The organism is Endozoicomonas elysicola, from assembly GCF_000710775.1.
Taxonomy (GTDB): Bacteria; Pseudomonadota; Gammaproteobacteria; order Pseudomonadales; family Endozoicomonadaceae; genus Endozoicomonas; species Endozoicomonas elysicola.
In genome coordinates, this window is sequence record NZ_JOJP01000001.1 from 5,096,294 (window position 1) to 5,110,838 (window position 14,545).

19 protein-coding genes are annotated in these 14,545 nt (G+C 48.2%); 5 read left to right on the forward strand and 14 right to left on the reverse strand.

The features are described 5' to 3' along the window. Positions 1 to 331 precede the first annotated feature (331 nt). Positions 332 to 541: a cold-shock protein gene (locus tag GV64_RS21420; protein WP_020582305.1), complete on the forward strand. Its 210-nt coding sequence runs from the start codon at positions 332 to 334 to the stop codon at positions 539 to 541. A gap of 619 nt (positions 542 to 1,160) precedes the next feature. Further along, positions 1,161 to 1,691: a general stress protein gene (locus GV64_RS21425; RefSeq protein ID WP_020582307.1), complete on the forward strand. Its 531-nt coding sequence runs from the start codon at positions 1,161 to 1,163 to the stop codon at positions 1,689 to 1,691. Between the two features lie 74 nt (positions 1,692 to 1,765). Here GV64_RS21425 and modC read toward each other — a convergent pair whose 3' ends face one another. The 8 genes from modC to mobA all read right to left on the reverse strand — a co-directional run bounded on the left by modC (position 1,766) and on the right by mobA (position 6,889). Beyond that, on the reverse strand, positions 1,766 to 2,839 hold the full coding sequence (gene modC, locus GV64_RS21430) for a molybdenum ABC transporter ATP-binding protein (RefSeq protein ID WP_020582308.1): 1,074 nt from the start codon (positions 2,837 to 2,839) through the stop codon (positions 1,766 to 1,768). After that, entirely contained in the window at positions 2,839 to 3,531 is a 693-nt protein-coding gene (gene modB / locus GV64_RS21435; RefSeq protein ID WP_020582309.1) for a molybdate ABC transporter permease subunit, read from the reverse strand. Before modB ends, modC begins: the two co-directional genes overlap by 1 nt. Then, on the reverse strand, positions 3,532 to 4,350 hold the full coding sequence (gene modA / locus GV64_RS21440; RefSeq protein ID WP_152554150.1) for a molybdate ABC transporter substrate-binding protein: 819 nt from the start codon (positions 4,348 to 4,350) through the stop codon (positions 3,532 to 3,534). A gap of 35 nt (positions 4,351 to 4,385) precedes the next feature. Then, positions 4,386 to 4,829 carry a molybdopterin synthase catalytic subunit MoaE gene (gene moaE / locus GV64_RS21445; RefSeq protein WP_020582311.1) on the reverse strand — a complete coding sequence of 148 codons (444 nt, stop codon included), beginning with the start codon at positions 4,827 to 4,829 and terminating at the stop codon, positions 4,386 to 4,388. Between the two features lie 127 nt (positions 4,830 to 4,956). Beyond that, a complete protein-coding gene (gene moaD / locus GV64_RS21450) occupies positions 4,957 to 5,208 on the reverse strand; it encodes a molybdopterin converting factor subunit 1 (RefSeq protein ID WP_020582312.1) in 252 nt (83 codons plus the stop codon). Continuing rightward, the gene (moaC, locus tag GV64_RS21455; RefSeq protein ID WP_020582313.1) at positions 5,205 to 5,720 is read right to left on the reverse strand and encodes a cyclic pyranopterin monophosphate synthase MoaC; all 516 of its coding nucleotides are present in this window, start codon (positions 5,718 to 5,720) and stop codon (positions 5,205 to 5,207) included. Before moaC ends, moaD begins: the two co-directional genes overlap by 4 nt. Before the next feature lie 2 nt (positions 5,721 to 5,722). Further along, positions 5,723 to 6,259 (reverse strand): molybdenum cofactor biosynthesis protein B, encoded by a 537-nt coding sequence (gene moaB / locus GV64_RS21460; RefSeq protein ID WP_020582314.1) that lies wholly within the window; start codon positions 6,257 to 6,259, stop codon positions 5,723 to 5,725. A gap of 24 nt (positions 6,260 to 6,283) precedes the next feature. After that, complete coding sequence (mobA, locus tag GV64_RS21465) at positions 6,284 to 6,889, reverse strand: molybdenum cofactor guanylyltransferase (RefSeq protein WP_020582315.1); 606 nt, start codon at positions 6,887 to 6,889, stop codon at positions 6,284 to 6,286. A 170-nt stretch (positions 6,890 to 7,059) separates the two neighbouring features. On the opposite strand from mobA, the gene GV64_RS21470 reads away from it, so the two are divergent. Continuing rightward, a complete protein-coding gene (locus GV64_RS21470; RefSeq protein ID WP_026258224.1) occupies positions 7,060 to 7,818 on the forward strand; it encodes an HpcH/HpaI aldolase family protein in 759 nt (252 codons plus the stop codon). Positions 7,819 to 7,844: 26 nt separating this feature from the next. Here GV64_RS21470 and GV64_RS21475 read toward each other — a convergent pair whose 3' ends face one another. Continuing rightward, entirely contained in the window at positions 7,845 to 8,300 is a 456-nt protein-coding gene (locus tag GV64_RS21475) for a YcgN family cysteine cluster protein (RefSeq protein WP_020582318.1), read from the reverse strand. Positions 8,301 to 8,531: 231 nt separating this feature from the next. Between GV64_RS21475 and GV64_RS21480 the strand changes: the two genes are divergently transcribed. After that, complete coding sequence (locus GV64_RS21480) at positions 8,532 to 9,785, forward strand: MFS transporter (RefSeq protein ID WP_020582319.1); 1,254 nt, start codon at positions 8,532 to 8,534, stop codon at positions 9,783 to 9,785. A gap of 5 nt (positions 9,786 to 9,790) precedes the next feature. On the opposite strand, the gene GV64_RS21485 is transcribed toward GV64_RS21480, so the two are convergent. Then, the gene (locus tag GV64_RS21485) at positions 9,791 to 10,402 is read right to left on the reverse strand and encodes a YceH family protein (protein ID WP_020582320.1); all 612 of its coding nucleotides are present in this window, start codon (positions 10,400 to 10,402) and stop codon (positions 9,791 to 9,793) included. A 309-nt stretch (positions 10,403 to 10,711) separates the two neighbouring features. On the opposite strand from GV64_RS21485, the gene ushA reads away from it, so the two are divergent. Next, positions 10,712 to 12,268, forward strand: a complete 1,557-nt coding sequence (gene ushA / locus GV64_RS21490) for a bifunctional UDP-sugar hydrolase/5'-nucleotidase UshA (protein WP_020582321.1) — start codon at positions 10,712 to 10,714, stop codon at positions 12,266 to 12,268. Between the two features lie 61 nt (positions 12,269 to 12,329). On the opposite strand, the gene argC is transcribed toward ushA, so the two are convergent. From argC to GV64_RS21510, 4 genes are all read right to left on the reverse strand, one after another. After that, complete coding sequence (gene argC / locus GV64_RS21495) at positions 12,330 to 13,373, reverse strand: N-acetyl-gamma-glutamyl-phosphate reductase (RefSeq protein WP_020582322.1); 1,044 nt, start codon at positions 13,371 to 13,373, stop codon at positions 12,330 to 12,332. A gap of 227 nt (positions 13,374 to 13,600) precedes the next feature. After that, positions 13,601 to 13,957 carry a HopJ type III effector protein gene (locus GV64_RS21500; protein ID WP_020582323.1) on the reverse strand — a complete coding sequence of 119 codons (357 nt, stop codon included), beginning with the start codon at positions 13,955 to 13,957 and terminating at the stop codon, positions 13,601 to 13,603. Positions 13,958 to 14,007: 50 nt separating this feature from the next. Continuing rightward, a complete protein-coding gene (locus GV64_RS21505) occupies positions 14,008 to 14,223 on the reverse strand; it encodes a hypothetical protein (protein WP_020582324.1) in 216 nt (71 codons plus the stop codon). 89 nt (positions 14,224 to 14,312) lie between these two features. Continuing rightward, positions 14,313 to 14,528: a DUF3820 family protein gene (locus GV64_RS21510; RefSeq protein WP_020582325.1), complete on the reverse strand. Its 216-nt coding sequence runs from the start codon at positions 14,526 to 14,528 to the stop codon at positions 14,313 to 14,315. Positions 14,529 to 14,545: the final 17 nt, after the last annotated feature.

The window sequence follows — 14,545 nt, forward strand, 5'->3', positions numbered from 1 at the left end:
ATATCATATAAATCAATAAATTAATTTCATCAACAATACTCCACTTTTATGACAACGCTCTGTTCATAATTTGTCCTACATTTAGTTTCAAACAAACTCGATAAAATCTTTGACATCCCTTCGGACAGCTATTAGAGTTCCTATTGGCCATTATTGAGAAGAACGAAAAATCGTATCGCTTTTTGAGTACTTCCAGATCGTCACACCACTTCTTAGTTTAAGTTATGCTGCTTTGATTGCTTTACTCTTAAATAGAAATATGAAGATGTGACTACACATTGGCTTAACGCGTGTATAACGCATTTTTATAGAAATATTCAGGAGACATTGCATGTCTAAATCGACCGGAACGGTAAAGTGGTTCAGTGAAGAGAAAGGCTTTGGCTTTATCGCTCAGGACAACGGTGGTCCAGACGTATTCGTTCACTTCCGTGCCATCACTGGTGACGGCTTCAAAACTCTCGCTGAAGGTCAAGCTGTGACCTTTGACGTTGAGCAGGGTCAGAAAGGCCTTCAAGCTGCCAACGTAGAGAAAGCTTAAGCTTTTCCCGTTAACGGGAAAACAGAAAAAGAGCGCTAGAAGCGCTCTTTTTTTTTCCCTTCTTATCCAGCATTATAAATCAATCGACAAAGAACTGATTATTAAAACTCAGTCATACATCAAGACTCTCCCGTGCATTTTTTTCAACACTCTGCTTTTCAGCATTCAATAAACTGATACATGTAGCCCCTGAAGCATTATTTCTCGAGTGCAATACCAATCAAATTTTCTAACCCCGTCATGGGGCATGATGTCCTGTACAGAAAGGCAACGCGAAGGGATGAGTCATAGCCGAAACTATGGCGAGGAGGTTCAACGTAGAACTTCTATTCAGATTACCTGCACAACAGGGGATTAATAAAACGCTATTGGTATAAGACACCTGCCAACCGTTTGACTGATAGATAAAATCATCTATTTTTTTAGCAGCGACTCGCTTTACTCCCTTTAACTTTTGCCAATTGCTCTGTTAAGAAACTTCGGGAAACCTGATCTTCAAGAAATCAGAAGATAGCTTACACCCACAACATACAAATGTTGCGGCATTGGCTTTTTCAACATCCCGTATCTGAGCAGAGCACGGAAACTGATAAGTTTCTTTTCTGGCTGGAGCCTGATCATGAAAACTCCGAACACCTGTGTTGCTGTCTACAAAACCCACCACGCTGCAGATGATGCCGTTAAAAGGCTGCAAAAAGCTGGTTTTGAAATGAAAAAGATATCAGTGATTGGCAATGACTATCATACAGAAGAACATGTTGTTGGTTACTACAACATCGGCGACCGGATGAAAGCCTGGGGTAAAATGGGCGCTTTCTGGGGAGGGCTTTGGGGTATTCTTTTTGGTGCCGCTTTTTTTGTAATTCCCGGAGTAGGCCCAATGGTGGTTGCAGGCCCCTTGGTATCAGCCATTGTCGGAGGGCTTGAAGGCGCTGTTATTGTAGGTGGACTATCAGCCTTGGGCGCAGGCTTGGCCAGCATGGGTATTCCCAAAAACAGCATTGTGCGTTATGAAGAGTCGCTGTCTGCTGGCAGTTTCCTGCTGCTCTATAACGGCACAGAAGAAGATGTCGCTTCTGCAGCAAAAATCTTACTGGAAAACACAGACCATGATGGCGTAGAGACTCATAATAAATCCGATGCTGAATAACAGCATTTAAACGACAACTATTCGATTATTCAGCCATTGCATGTGCAAATGCAGTGGTTGAAGACAGGTGTTCATTAAATAACATCCAGACAAGATCCTTTAAAATGGGCAAAAACTTTTTGCCCCTCAGCCAGATTTAATACCCCTATTGCTCTTCTGGTAACCAGCGCCAGTAACGTCTGCCCTTCTGCCTCCATAAACAGCATGACATTTTTGGAATCAAGCTCCTGTATGGCTCGAATGTTTGTCGCTACTCGATTCTGAACACTTGTGCAGTGGATTTCTTCCACAACAATGCTCACTTCCTGAGCAGGTAATATCACTCTCAGATCTGTTCCCCGTTTTGCTGCTATTTGATTCACCAATAGCTTCTGTTGACCAAACAACAGCTCTGTAAATCCATATTTGTGATCATGACTTCCCACCTGAACTTCCAGGATCGACAGTGCACAATCATCCCTGGTTAATAAAGAACCTGGCCGGCTGAGTAATTGACGACACTCTCCACGGGATAAAACCTGTCCCTGATCAATCAGCACCAGTTTATCAGCTAGCCGTGCAACCTCTTCACGCGCATGACTTACCATAATAACCGGTATTCCGAAGTGCTGATGGATATTTCTCAAGCAGGGAAGAATTCTTGTTTTTGATGACCAGTCCAAAGAAGCCAGGGGTTCATCCATTAATAGAAGGCGGGGCCCACTTAACAGGGTTCGAGCAATAGCAACTCGTTGCTTTTCTCCTCCGGAAAGCTTATCAACGGCTCGTCCAAGTAAATGCTCAATATCAAGCTGTTCAATGACCTCTGATAATGATGGCATGTTGACATCAGACCTAGTCCGCTTCAGCGCAAACTGGAGGTTTTCCATAACGTCCAAATGGGGAAACAACCTAGCTTCCTGAAATATATAGCCAATGCCTCGCTGCTCCGGTGGAACCCATATCCCCTTTTCGGAATCCTGCCAGACTTCATCATTGAACTGAACCAATCCCCGCGCATGAGTTTCCAAACCGGCAATGGTTCGCAAAAGTGATGTTTTACCACAACCAGAGCGCCCCATAATGGCCCAGGTGGTATCGGTATCCAGTAACTCATTAACACTAAGAACAAAGCGATCCCGGGGAAGCTGAATATCAATTCTTAGCATTAACTACGACCAGGGTTTGATTTAAGGGGTAATTGAGCCACGGGCTTACGGTCAAGACTGTAAAGGGTAATCAAAAGCATCATGGCAAATACCAAAAGTCCTGCCGCAATCTGATGGGCTTCAGTAAACTGCTGTGATTCCACGGCATCAAACAAGGCAATAGACAGTACCTGAGTTTCTCCAGGAATATTGCCACCAATCATAAGAACCACACCAAACTCCCCGATGGTATGGGCAAACCCCATACAGGCGGCCAGAATCATTGCCCTTCGGGTGCAGGGAAGCACCACATTAAAGAAACGATCCATTCGCCCGGCTCCCATCATCGCTGCGGCCTCAAGAAGGCCTTTGTCCAACTGCTCAAACGCCCGCTGCAGTGGTTGCACCACAAATGGCATGGAACAGAGAACAGAAGCAACCACCAATCCGGTAAAACTGAATGCCAGCGTTGTGCCAGTGAGAGAAAGCCAGGCCTGCCCAACCGCATGGTTAGGGGAGAAGAACAAAAGCAGATAGAAGCCAAGGACAGTAGGCGGCAATACCATTGGCAGACCAACCAGAGCTTCCAGTACAGGCCTCAGCCGACTCTGCATGTTAGCCAGACCCCATGCCATGGGAATCGCCAGCAGCATCAGAATAATGGTGGTAATGGTTGCTAGCTTCAGCGTTACCCAGACAGCGGTGAGCAGCATTCAGAGCGCTTCCCTTCGATTTTCGAAAGTTGTTTTAGCATTCAACTCGGCTATTTTTGTTGATACGGCGAGATAGCCCTGTTTAGCAATGATCTTCTGAACCGGCGGCGACAAAATAAACGCCACAAACTCCCTTGCCACTTCAGGCTGGCGAGTCCGATTCAAGATAACCAGATCCTGCCGAATCGGATCATACAATGTTGCAGGAATCGCAAAAATATGACCATCGTTGTCTTTATGATCAACCAGCTGTGCTTTCGCCACCAGCCCTGCAGGAATATTTCCACTGGCCACAAACTGCCAGGTCTGCTGGATGCTGGCTCCCTGAACCAAGCGGGACCTGAGCGATGACCAGAAACCCAGTTTTTCCAGAACCTGCTGTGCCGCCAAACCATAGGGTGCCGTTGCCGGATTGGCAATGGCCAGACGTCCCTCGTAGACAGCCAGATCCTCCAGTGTCATGGTGTTATTTTTCCCATCCTTTCCGGAAAAACCAGGACTCCATAGTACCAGCTCTCCCAGGGCATAAGGATGTCGGCTATCTCTAAGTGTCAGCCCTTTTTTTTCCAGCAGTTCAGGCCGAAGACTGTCTGCTGACAGAAAGACATCGAAAGGCGCACCATTGGTGATCTGGTTATACAGCACACCGGTAGATGCTGAGGAGATCAGCAACCGGTGTCCGGTTTCTGCTTCAAACGCCTTTGCCAGCACTTCCAGCGACGGTTTGAAGTTTGCCGCAACGGCCACTTTCAGTTCTTCTGCGTAGACCGATGCCCCCAGAAAAGAGAGGACAAACGCTAAAAATAATGTTCTTAACATGAAGCAGCCGTTGTTTAAGAGTTCACTTTCAGAGGTCAAAGCCAGCGATCAGCCGCTTCCTGGTCAGACTCACGCTCATCCACCCAGCGATCACCCTCTGGAGTCGTTTCCTTCTTCCAGAACGGAGCACGGGTTTTCAGGTAATCCATAATAAACTCACAGGCCGCAAACGCTTCTTTACGATGGGCACTGACGACGCCAACAAAGACTATTCTGTCCCCGGGATGCATTTGCCCTATGCGATGAATAACCCGAACCACCTGAAGCTCCCAACGCTCCATGGCCTCATCAATAATTTCCTGCAGGGCTTTTTCCGTCATCCCCGGATAATGCTCCAGAAACAGGCCACCAACCTCATCCCCAAGGTTCATGTCCCGAACCGTGCCGGTAAAGGTAACAATGGCTCCTGATGACTTATTCCCTTCCAGACGCTCATATTCATGGCCGAGGTTAAAGTCTTCTACTTGAATGGAAATCAAGGCTCTAATCCTGTTTGTGCTTTGGACCACAAAGACACAGAGGCACAAAAAAAAAGCTTTTCCTCGCTCCCACGATCCTCCATGGGAACGGGAACAAGGCTTTGTGCCTTAGTGGTTCAAATAAGAATCACCCCCCGGTGACTGGAGGAAAAAATGCCACTTCATCGCCTGAGTTCAGAGTGACATCCTTGCGAGTCATATTCTGGTTGATAGCAACCAGTGTACGATCACTCATCATCACCTCACGCCACGCTTCACCTTTTTCAGCCAGCTGGCTTTTTAATTCGGAGAGTAAAGTTGAATACTCTCCCTCTTCCAGAGACAGCTGCTCGCAGTTCAGTTGTTCGCGAAAGCTGGCAAAGAACAGTACTTTAATCATGCTGCACCGCCTGACAAAGACGTCTCCTGACCATGAATGTAATGACCACTTCGACCACCACTCTTTTCCAGAACGCGAATGCCTTCAATATGCATCTCTTTGTCCGCGGCCTTGCACATATCATAGATAGTCAGAGCGGCAACCGATGCCGCCGTCAGTGCTTCAATCTCAACGCCCGTTTTTCCACTGAGGCGACAGCAGGTTTCGATACGAATCCTTGAATGCTCGTCTTCAAGCTGAAACTCAACACCGATAAAGTTCAGCATTAATGGGTGACAAAGCGGCACCAGTTGACTGCACTGCTTTGCTGCCTGAATCCCGGCAATTCTGGCCACTGCAAGCACATCCCCCTTTTTCAGGCCATTGTCTTTTACCAGTGCCAGCGTCTCAGGAGCCATGTAGATGTAGCCTTCAGCTCGAGCTTCACGACGAGTGATGTCTTTCTCACCAACATCAACCATGCTGGCCTTACCATCACTGTTAATATGAGTAAGGGACTCTGATTGAGACACGATCAACCCGCCTTTTTCAGTTGTTCAACAAAGTTGCATGGACGGTGCTGACTGTTCAGCTGATCCTTGATAATGCCTTCCCAGGCTGTCTTACAGGCATTATTAGAGCCTGGCATTACAAAAATAACCGTTCCATTAGCCATACCGGCGACGGTACGGGACTGAATAGTCGATGTTTTAATCTGCTCATAAGAAAGCTGTCTGAACAGTTCACCATAGCCATCAATCTGTTTATCAAAAATAGGCAATAAGGCTTCCGGCGTACTATCCCTGCCAGCAAAGCCAGTACCACCGGTAACAAGCACTGCCTGCACACACTTTGGAGCTCCTGCATCACTGGCAATCCAACGGGATACCACTTCCCGGATCTTGTAGATGTCGTCTTTCACAATGGCTTTATCCACCAGCGTGTGCCCTGCGGCAGTCAGGCTATCAACCAGCAGGTGACCCGATGTATCGTTTTCTTCGGTACGGGTATCCGATACCGTCAGCACCGCAATGTTTACAGGAATAAACTCATCAAACTGATTATGAGCCATGGATATTCTCGCTCCCGTCTATTTTCAAAATCTATCCACCAGATCACGCCAGTCTTCAGGCGTATTGGCGTTCACAAAGAGGTCTGCCATGGAGAATGGCAGCGGCATCGTCTCTCCACCCAGCTGCTGGTGCAGCCGCCAGAGCGCATAATCCTTCGGATTATCACTCTGTATGGCCTTTTCAATCATTTGTCGTGACTCTGCATTCACGGGCAGAACCACCGGAAGGTTAAACCCCTCAAAGCAACAGGGTTGCTGATGATCACAAAGCATTCGGATCGCATCAGCAGGAACCAGAGGCATATCAACCGGAATAACCAGCAAACGGTCGTCATCCTGTAAATGCTGAAAAGTGGCATGGATACCACTCAGAGGACCTCTTCCGGGAACAACATCTTCAATGCTCTCAATAGCTGAGCCATCTGTTGGGCCGAGTTCATTGACAGACACCTCACCCGCAAATCCGGATCCACTGATCAAAACATTACCAATCCCGGCCTGAGCTAACAGGGATACCATATGGAGGTAAAGGGGTTTACCAAACCAGCTCAGTCGTGATTTATCCTGCCCCATCCGGGAGGAGCGACCTCCTGCCAGAACCAAACCGTAGAGCGTGCCATGAGCCGTCATTCGTTCACAGACTCTTTCATCCGATATTCATATTCACCGAGGGTAGTGTAAGGTTTTCCGCACCTCTGACAAGCCTTGAGATCAATTATCACGCAGAAAAGCTACGGCTTCTCTGCCTTCACGTTGACTATACTTCAGAGATTCCATAACGCTGATAACAATGATCAACAATGAGAAAGAATCAGGTACTGAGCCTTTTCCAGAAAAACAAGACCGCCCTGAACTGCTGGCTTATCCACCCATGTCCAATGACGGCTGAGTTGATCGCCCATCAGGGGTTTGACTCAATGACCATTGATATGCAGCACGGCATGATCGGCTTTGAATCCGCTCTGGCTATGCTGCAGGCCATATCAACCACATCCGTTACCCCCATTGTCCGGGTTCCCTGGCTCGATCCTGGCATCATTATGAAAATGCTGGATGCCGGTGCATACGGTGTAATCTGCCCGATGATTGAGACAGCAGAACAGACCCGGGAATTTGTCGCCACCTGCCGTTACCCATCCAAAGGCAATCGAAGCTTTGGGCCCAGCAGAGCAATGATCTACGCGGGCAACGATTACCCGGAAAAGGCGGAAGAAACCATTCTGCCCATTGTGATGATTGAAACCCGACAGGCACTGGATAACCTGGATGAGATTCTCACTATAGAAGGACTTGGAGCCGTCTATATTGGCCCCTTTGATCTTTCCTATGCCCTGGGCTGCCAGCCTCAGTCTGACAATTATGAGCCACCGGTTATGGAGGCTATCGATCACATCCTTTCCTGCAGCAAAAAGCATGGCGTACCTGCAGCCATCCACTGCATGGGGCCAGAGTTTGCTGATCGTATGCGAAAAAAAGGATTTAGTCTGGTAACCGCTGGTTGTGACGCAGACTTCGTCAGATCCGGTGCCTCACACACTATTAAAGCGTTGAGGCAGTAGCCAGAAGCTTTCCGGTGACAGGCTGCTCAACTCACCCGGATAATATAATCAAACCAATCCGAAGGGTCTGAAACCTCTTCTTCCGAGGCGATATCCTTGCCCTTGATTGAAAAGCCGGATTCATGGACAGAATCTGGATCCCCAGTATTCAGAGGGTGCCATTCCGGAAGGTCATAACCATGATAGAGCAGGTTATAAGCACAGCTGTCCGGCAACCATGGTAAATGTTCATGGAGGGTTTTCGGGGTAAACTTGATGCAGTCATCCACATACTTGCGACGGTGTTTATAATGCCTGCAGCGACAGGTTTCCAGATCCAGGAGCCGACAGGCCACCGCCGTGGTGTGAATTTCATCAGTATCGGCATCAATTATCTTATTGAGACAGCAGCGACCACAGCCATCACAGAGTGACTCCCACTCTTCAGGTGTCATCTCGGTTAACGATTTTACCTGCCAGAATGCAGGTTTCTGCTCACTCATCAAACACCTTTGAAATACTATTAGCGGGCTTCAACGCAGGGCAGAAATCATACGCCCGAACACAGAGAAGGCAATAAGCGATAGCCATACACTGCACATAAATACTCCGTAATATTGAAGCGACACATCCTGTTAGCGCCCAATTTATCGAAACCCTTATATTCACAGCACCCACCTTTCAAAAGTTCTGCCATACTGACTGATCAGTCAATTCCGCTAAACCATCACTCTGTGCATAAAGAAACTAGGCCCATCTCCATCTTAGCCATTGCTGGCGGCAACTTTATCGAGCTATACGACTTTACCCTCTATGGCTTCTTTACACCGGTCATCGCAGAACTGTTTTTCCCATCAGAAAGCCAGACTATCTCTCTGCTTGCCACTTTTTCAGGATTTGCCCTCGGTTTTTTTATTCGCCCTCTTGGCGCAATACTGTTTGGGCATATCGGTGATGTCTATGGTCGACGACCAGCGTTAATTCTCAGCCTTGGCCTGATGGGGTTAAGCACGCTCACGATTACCCTGCTCCCCTCTTATCAGCAGATTGGTTTTCTGGCTCCCTCTGTGTTGCTGATATGCAGGCTGCTGCAGGGGTTATCCATGAGTGGAGAAGTTGCTGCAACACTCACCTCTCTGGCAGAGCATGCTCACCCCAAACACCAGGGTCTGCTATCCAGTCTGGTTCATGTCAGTGGCATCAGTGGCATGATTGCCGGATCGCTCGTCGCCACCTTAGTTCACTGGACTCTGGCGACTGAAGATATCATGTCGTGGGGGTGGCGTATTGCCTGGCTGATTGGTGCTCTCGGCTGCATTGTGCTAGCAAGCTTACGAATAAAGTCAGGCTCCCCTGAAAACACGAAGAAACCGGAGCAAGCGCCTATCTATCAAGTGCTCCGTAAACACAAGATGGATATGCTGAGGGTCGGTGTGCTGAATGCCCTCAACGGAACCTGCTTCTTTATGGTGTTTATCTATATCAACACGTACTGGTCAGAGCACCTGTTTTTTAGCCGGACTCAGGCACTTGCCATCAATACCGGCAATATGGTTCTCATGGTACTGGCCATTCCTCTGGCCGCCAGACTGGCTGATTGGATTGGCGCCAGGAAAGTCATTATCAGGGCTGTGATAACAGGCATCATTGGTATGGTGCCCTGCTACTGGCTGATGACACAACCTGAACCGTGGAAAGTTGTGATCGGACAGTTAGCGTTTGGCGTGTTGCTGGCAGCAATCTATGGGAGTGGTGCCATCTTATCCACCAGATTACTCCCATCCTCTGTTCGAATGACAGGTTTGGCCCTGGGGTATAATACCGCCCAGGGCTTTCTTGGCAGCTTGTCGCCAATTATCGCGACTTGGCTGGTCAGCACCACTAAGATAGCCTTTTCACCGGTGCTCTACTTATTGGTTATCTACCTGACGGGAATAATAGTGCTGCGAAAGCTGCCAGCAAATCTTGATAGGCCGCTGAATAGCTGAGCCTGTTACCGGCCTAACTCGCGGTTTAGCCTCTCTACTTCAGCTCTTAAAATCATGACTTCATGCTCCAGTTCACGAATCCTGGCTTTGTCATCGGCAACCAGGTCAGCCTGATTCACGATACTCACTTCACCAGAGAAAAGGTGAGCATAACGGCTTTCCCGCTTTCCCGCTTCACGAGGGAGCTGAACTACCAGCCCACGCTCCACCATATGCTGTAAAACGCCTTCAACTTCACGAACGTCCGCAAACTCGGCAAGGCGACCGGTACGCCCGCGCAGTTCGCCAGGAGTCTGTGCTCCGCGGAGAAAGAGCACACAAGCTATGCCTCTTTCCTGATCAGTCAGCTGCAGACTGCCAAACTCCGTATTGCAGAAACGATGCCGGTACTTACTCACACGAGCACCCGTATCTTCACTGACCAGGCGTTCTTTTAAAAGAGCATCCAGAGTCGCCTTCACTTCCGATTCTGCCAGGCTCAACACAGGCTCACGGTTACTCTTCTGATTACAGGCATTGGTCAGGGCATTAAGCGACAGAGGGTATTGATCCGGTGTCGTACTTTCTTTTTCCAGCAGGCAGCCAATCACACGGGTTTCATTCAGAGACAAAGACATATCCACGATTAAGCTCCTTATACCAATCAACCCTAGGACCTGTTGACGCTTCGTTGTGTACTCAGCGTATCAGGGCTCCTCACACAAGGGATTCTATTACCCGCTATTAATCGCATTGCTAATGCCGACGATCATTACGGTAGTTAGAGGGTACGTTGGGTATTACCGACAAATGTTCATGGTTTGCTTATACCATAAAATCAGTTTCCATTAAGTCACCGATAGCAAAAGATGTTTAAAATAACTCCAATTATAAGTCGGTGAAAAAGCGCTTCACCAAGTCAACAAACGATATAACAGGGACTCCTGATGACCCGAAACAAGAACTGGAAGTGGCTCGCAGCCGTTATATCAGCACTGGTAATCAGTGCCTGCACAACAGTGAACCCTCCTGCAGAAAAAGACCAGAAATACAAACTGACCGTTCTGCATACCAATGATCACCATGGTCGCTTCTGGCAGGATAGCAAGGGCCGATATGGCATGGCGGCAAGAATGACGCTGGTTGAGTCAATTCGCAAAGAAGTAAAGGAAGAAGGCGGCCATGTTTTGCTGCTCTCTGGAGGGGACATCAACACCGGCGTACCTGAATCTGATATGCAGGATGCCATTCCCGACTTAAAAGGAATGAACCTGTTGGGCTACGATGCCATGGCCGTGGGTAATCATGAGTTTGATAACCCAAGGGACATTCTGGCAATGCAGCAGTCTCTGGCAGAGTTTCCCTTTCTCTCAGCCAACATATTTGATGCTGGCACAGGCAAACACGTATTTGAGCCTTATACCACCTTTGATCTGGATGGACTGCGCATTGCCGTTGTCGGTTTCACAACCACTGACACACCGAAGCAGACCAACCCTGAGAATGTCAAAGGACTGGATTTTCAATCACCGGTTGCAGTGGCCAGTAAGCTCATTCCTGAGCTAGAGAAACAGGCAGACATTATCATTGCCACTACCCATATGGGGCACTACCAGAATGGGAATCATGGTATCAATGCACCTGGAGACGTAACACTGGCCAGAAGCGTGAAAGGCATAGATCTGATTGTGGGGGGACACTCACAGGATCCCTTGTTTAAGCCAGACCTGCAAAACGACACTTATATCGTTCAAGCACAAGAGTGGGGTAAATATGTTGGACGCGCGGACTTTGAATACACCAACAGCCAACTGATCCTGACCAGTTATCAGCTTATCCCGGTCAATGGGTCTGAAGACGATAAAGTGATCCCGGAAAACCGGGCCATGTTGAGTCTGCTCTCACCCTATCAGGAAAAAGGTCAGCAACTGGTTGAAGGCAAAGTCGGTGCTGTAGATCAACGACTGATGGGAGAACGCAGTGAGGTAAGATTCCAGCCAACTAATCTGGGCACACTACTGACAGAAGCGCTGATGGAAAAATCAGGTGCAGACCTGGCTGTAATGAATGGTGGTGGAATTCGCTCCAGTATTAACAGCGGTGAGATCACTTACAAAGATGTGCTGACGGTGCTTCCTTTTGGCAACACGTTGACAACAGTTGATATGACAGGAAAGGAAATACTTGAATACCTGACTGTTGTCGCTAATAAGCCAGCCAACAGCGGGGCCTTCGCACACTTCTCTGGAGTAGAAATGCTGATCAAAGATCAGCAGCTTTATAATGTGCAAATCAATGGCAAAGCACTTGAGCCTGAAAAGGCTTACAAGATGGCTATTCTCAGCTTTTCTGCCAGTGGTGGCGACAAATACCCCAACCTGATGGACAAGCCAGGCTTTGTGGACACAGGCTACCTGGATGCAGAAGTTCTGAAGGAGTTTATCGAGCAAAACTCACCTCTGCGGGTTGCTGACTTTCAACCGGAAGGCGTGATCAGGCAATAGTGATTGAATGGATGTTCCCTCATAAATTTACGAGGGAACATCAACCTGCCTGTTAGCCTTATCAAGGCATGGCCGCGGGAAAGTCCAGACCAGTCATTTCATCCAGACCAAACATAATATTCATGTTCTGAACTGCCTGACCCGCTGCCCCTTTTACCAGGTTATCAATAACCGACAATATGACCACAGTATCCCCACCCTGTGGACGATGAACCGCTATACGACACTGGTTGCATCCACGAACAGAGCGGGTCTCTGGATGACTGCCCGCAGGCATGACATCAACAAAGGGTTCACCCTCAAAGGTATTCTCATACAGCGCCTGAAGGTCAATACCACGGTCTTTGACAGTGCAATATAGCGTGGAGTGAATACCACGGATCATGGGAGTTAAGTGAGGAACAAATACCAGGTCACCGGTAAATGGGGATACGCCTGTACCTGGCATGCGTTCAATGCCCTGCTGAATTTCCGGCAAGTGACGATGACCCGAAACACCATAGGCCTTAAAGGACTCAGAGGCTTCACAGAGCAAAGTGCCTACATTGGCTCCACGTCCGGCGCCACTGACACCTGACTTGGCATCTACCATGATATTTCCACTGACCAGCCCAGCTCTTACCAGAGGCAACAACCCTAGCTGGGTTGCCGTTGGGTAACAGCCAGGGTTGGCGACCAGTCTGGCATCAGCAATGTCAGCACGGTTCATTTCCGGCAGGCCATACACGGCCTCTTTTAATACGTCCGGACAGGCATGTTCAACACCATACCACTGTTTCCACAGGCTGGTATCACTCAAACGAAAGTCAGCCGCCAGATCAATTACCCGAACGCCTGCAGACAGTAATTCCGGAACAGACTCCATGGCAATACCGTTAGGCGTTGCAAAGAACACCAGATCACACGACGAAAGTTGTTCGTTGTCCGGGAGTGAAAAGTTCAGGTCCAGCTTTCCTCGTAACCCGGAAAAAAGCGCACTGACCGACTTGCCCGCTTCAGAACGGGAAGTGATCATACTCAACTCAACATCCGGATGAACCGATAGCAAGCGCAAAAGCTCTGCTCCGGTATAGCCCGTTCCACCGACAATCCCCACTTTAATCATCTGATGCTTCCGTTACTTCTGGATTATTGTTCGACCCTGCTATCTTACCAGATCTTTCCCGGATAACGTCGCTTCAGTTCTAAGAAGGCAGCGGTGCAGCCGGTGTACTCAGTGTACTTTTCCGGAAAGTTATGACAAAGCCTGATCATGAACCAACCTTGTTCCAGGTGATAAACAGCCCAAATAAAAATGAATATTTTTTCACATTAAATGAATATATATTCAATCTATTTGGTAATCAAGGCAGGCTCATCAAAAGCAACACTCTTCCAGCCGGAAATCATGAAAGCCCGGATGTTACCATGGCTACTCCCATTCGGTTCCTTAAGCACATCATCACGATAAAAGCGGCCGAAACAGGCCAGAGTCTCCTGAGGGCTCAAGTCATGGATCTGGGCGAAGGCAAAGATTTTACAGGATCCCTCGTTGGTGCCAGCTTCATTGATCTGACAGAGAGAACCTCGGCCATTTACAAAACGGGTGGGGGTATAATGATAATGATCCGCTATAACGGCCATCACCGCCTCAAACTCAACTAATTCTGGCTGCTGGCGGATCTGTTCTAACAACTCACTCAATGTCACTGACTTCAGCCTTCTTCATCATGAACGGAAGGACAGTATAGCTGTGAAGACTATCGTTTCCACGAAGCAGGCATTGTTGCCATCATCGCCGGAGTCCGGTTGATCAGAAGGTTTGCATCCTGATAGGAAGCCACTCGAGCCGTATCAGACTCAGCCCAAAGGTTCAGAGACGCTACCCTGCCACTCTGTTCGCTGATAGAAAGACTGAAGCCGCCAACAATAAGCAGGCTCAATGCCTGAGTAATAAGAGAAACAAGCTTTTTCATTGTTATTGTTTACCTGTTGTTCTTATATTTTTTATTTTATCTGATCATATGGTAACAGCTTTCCAATACAAATAGTCTGAACGGCTGAATTAGTATTTTTTCAATGGGGTGATCAGATCATTCAGCCCATTCACCTGAACCTCCAGTGTTAATGCCAGCAGTTTACCCAGCTCCCCCTCCGGAAATCCTTTTCCTGCGAACCACAGAAGGTAAGGTTCTGGTAGATCAATCAACCTTCTGCCCTGGTACTTCCCAAAGGGCATGGTCTGGTTGGCGATTTTGATCAGGTCTTCTTTATCGAACATCAAGATTTCTCTGAGAA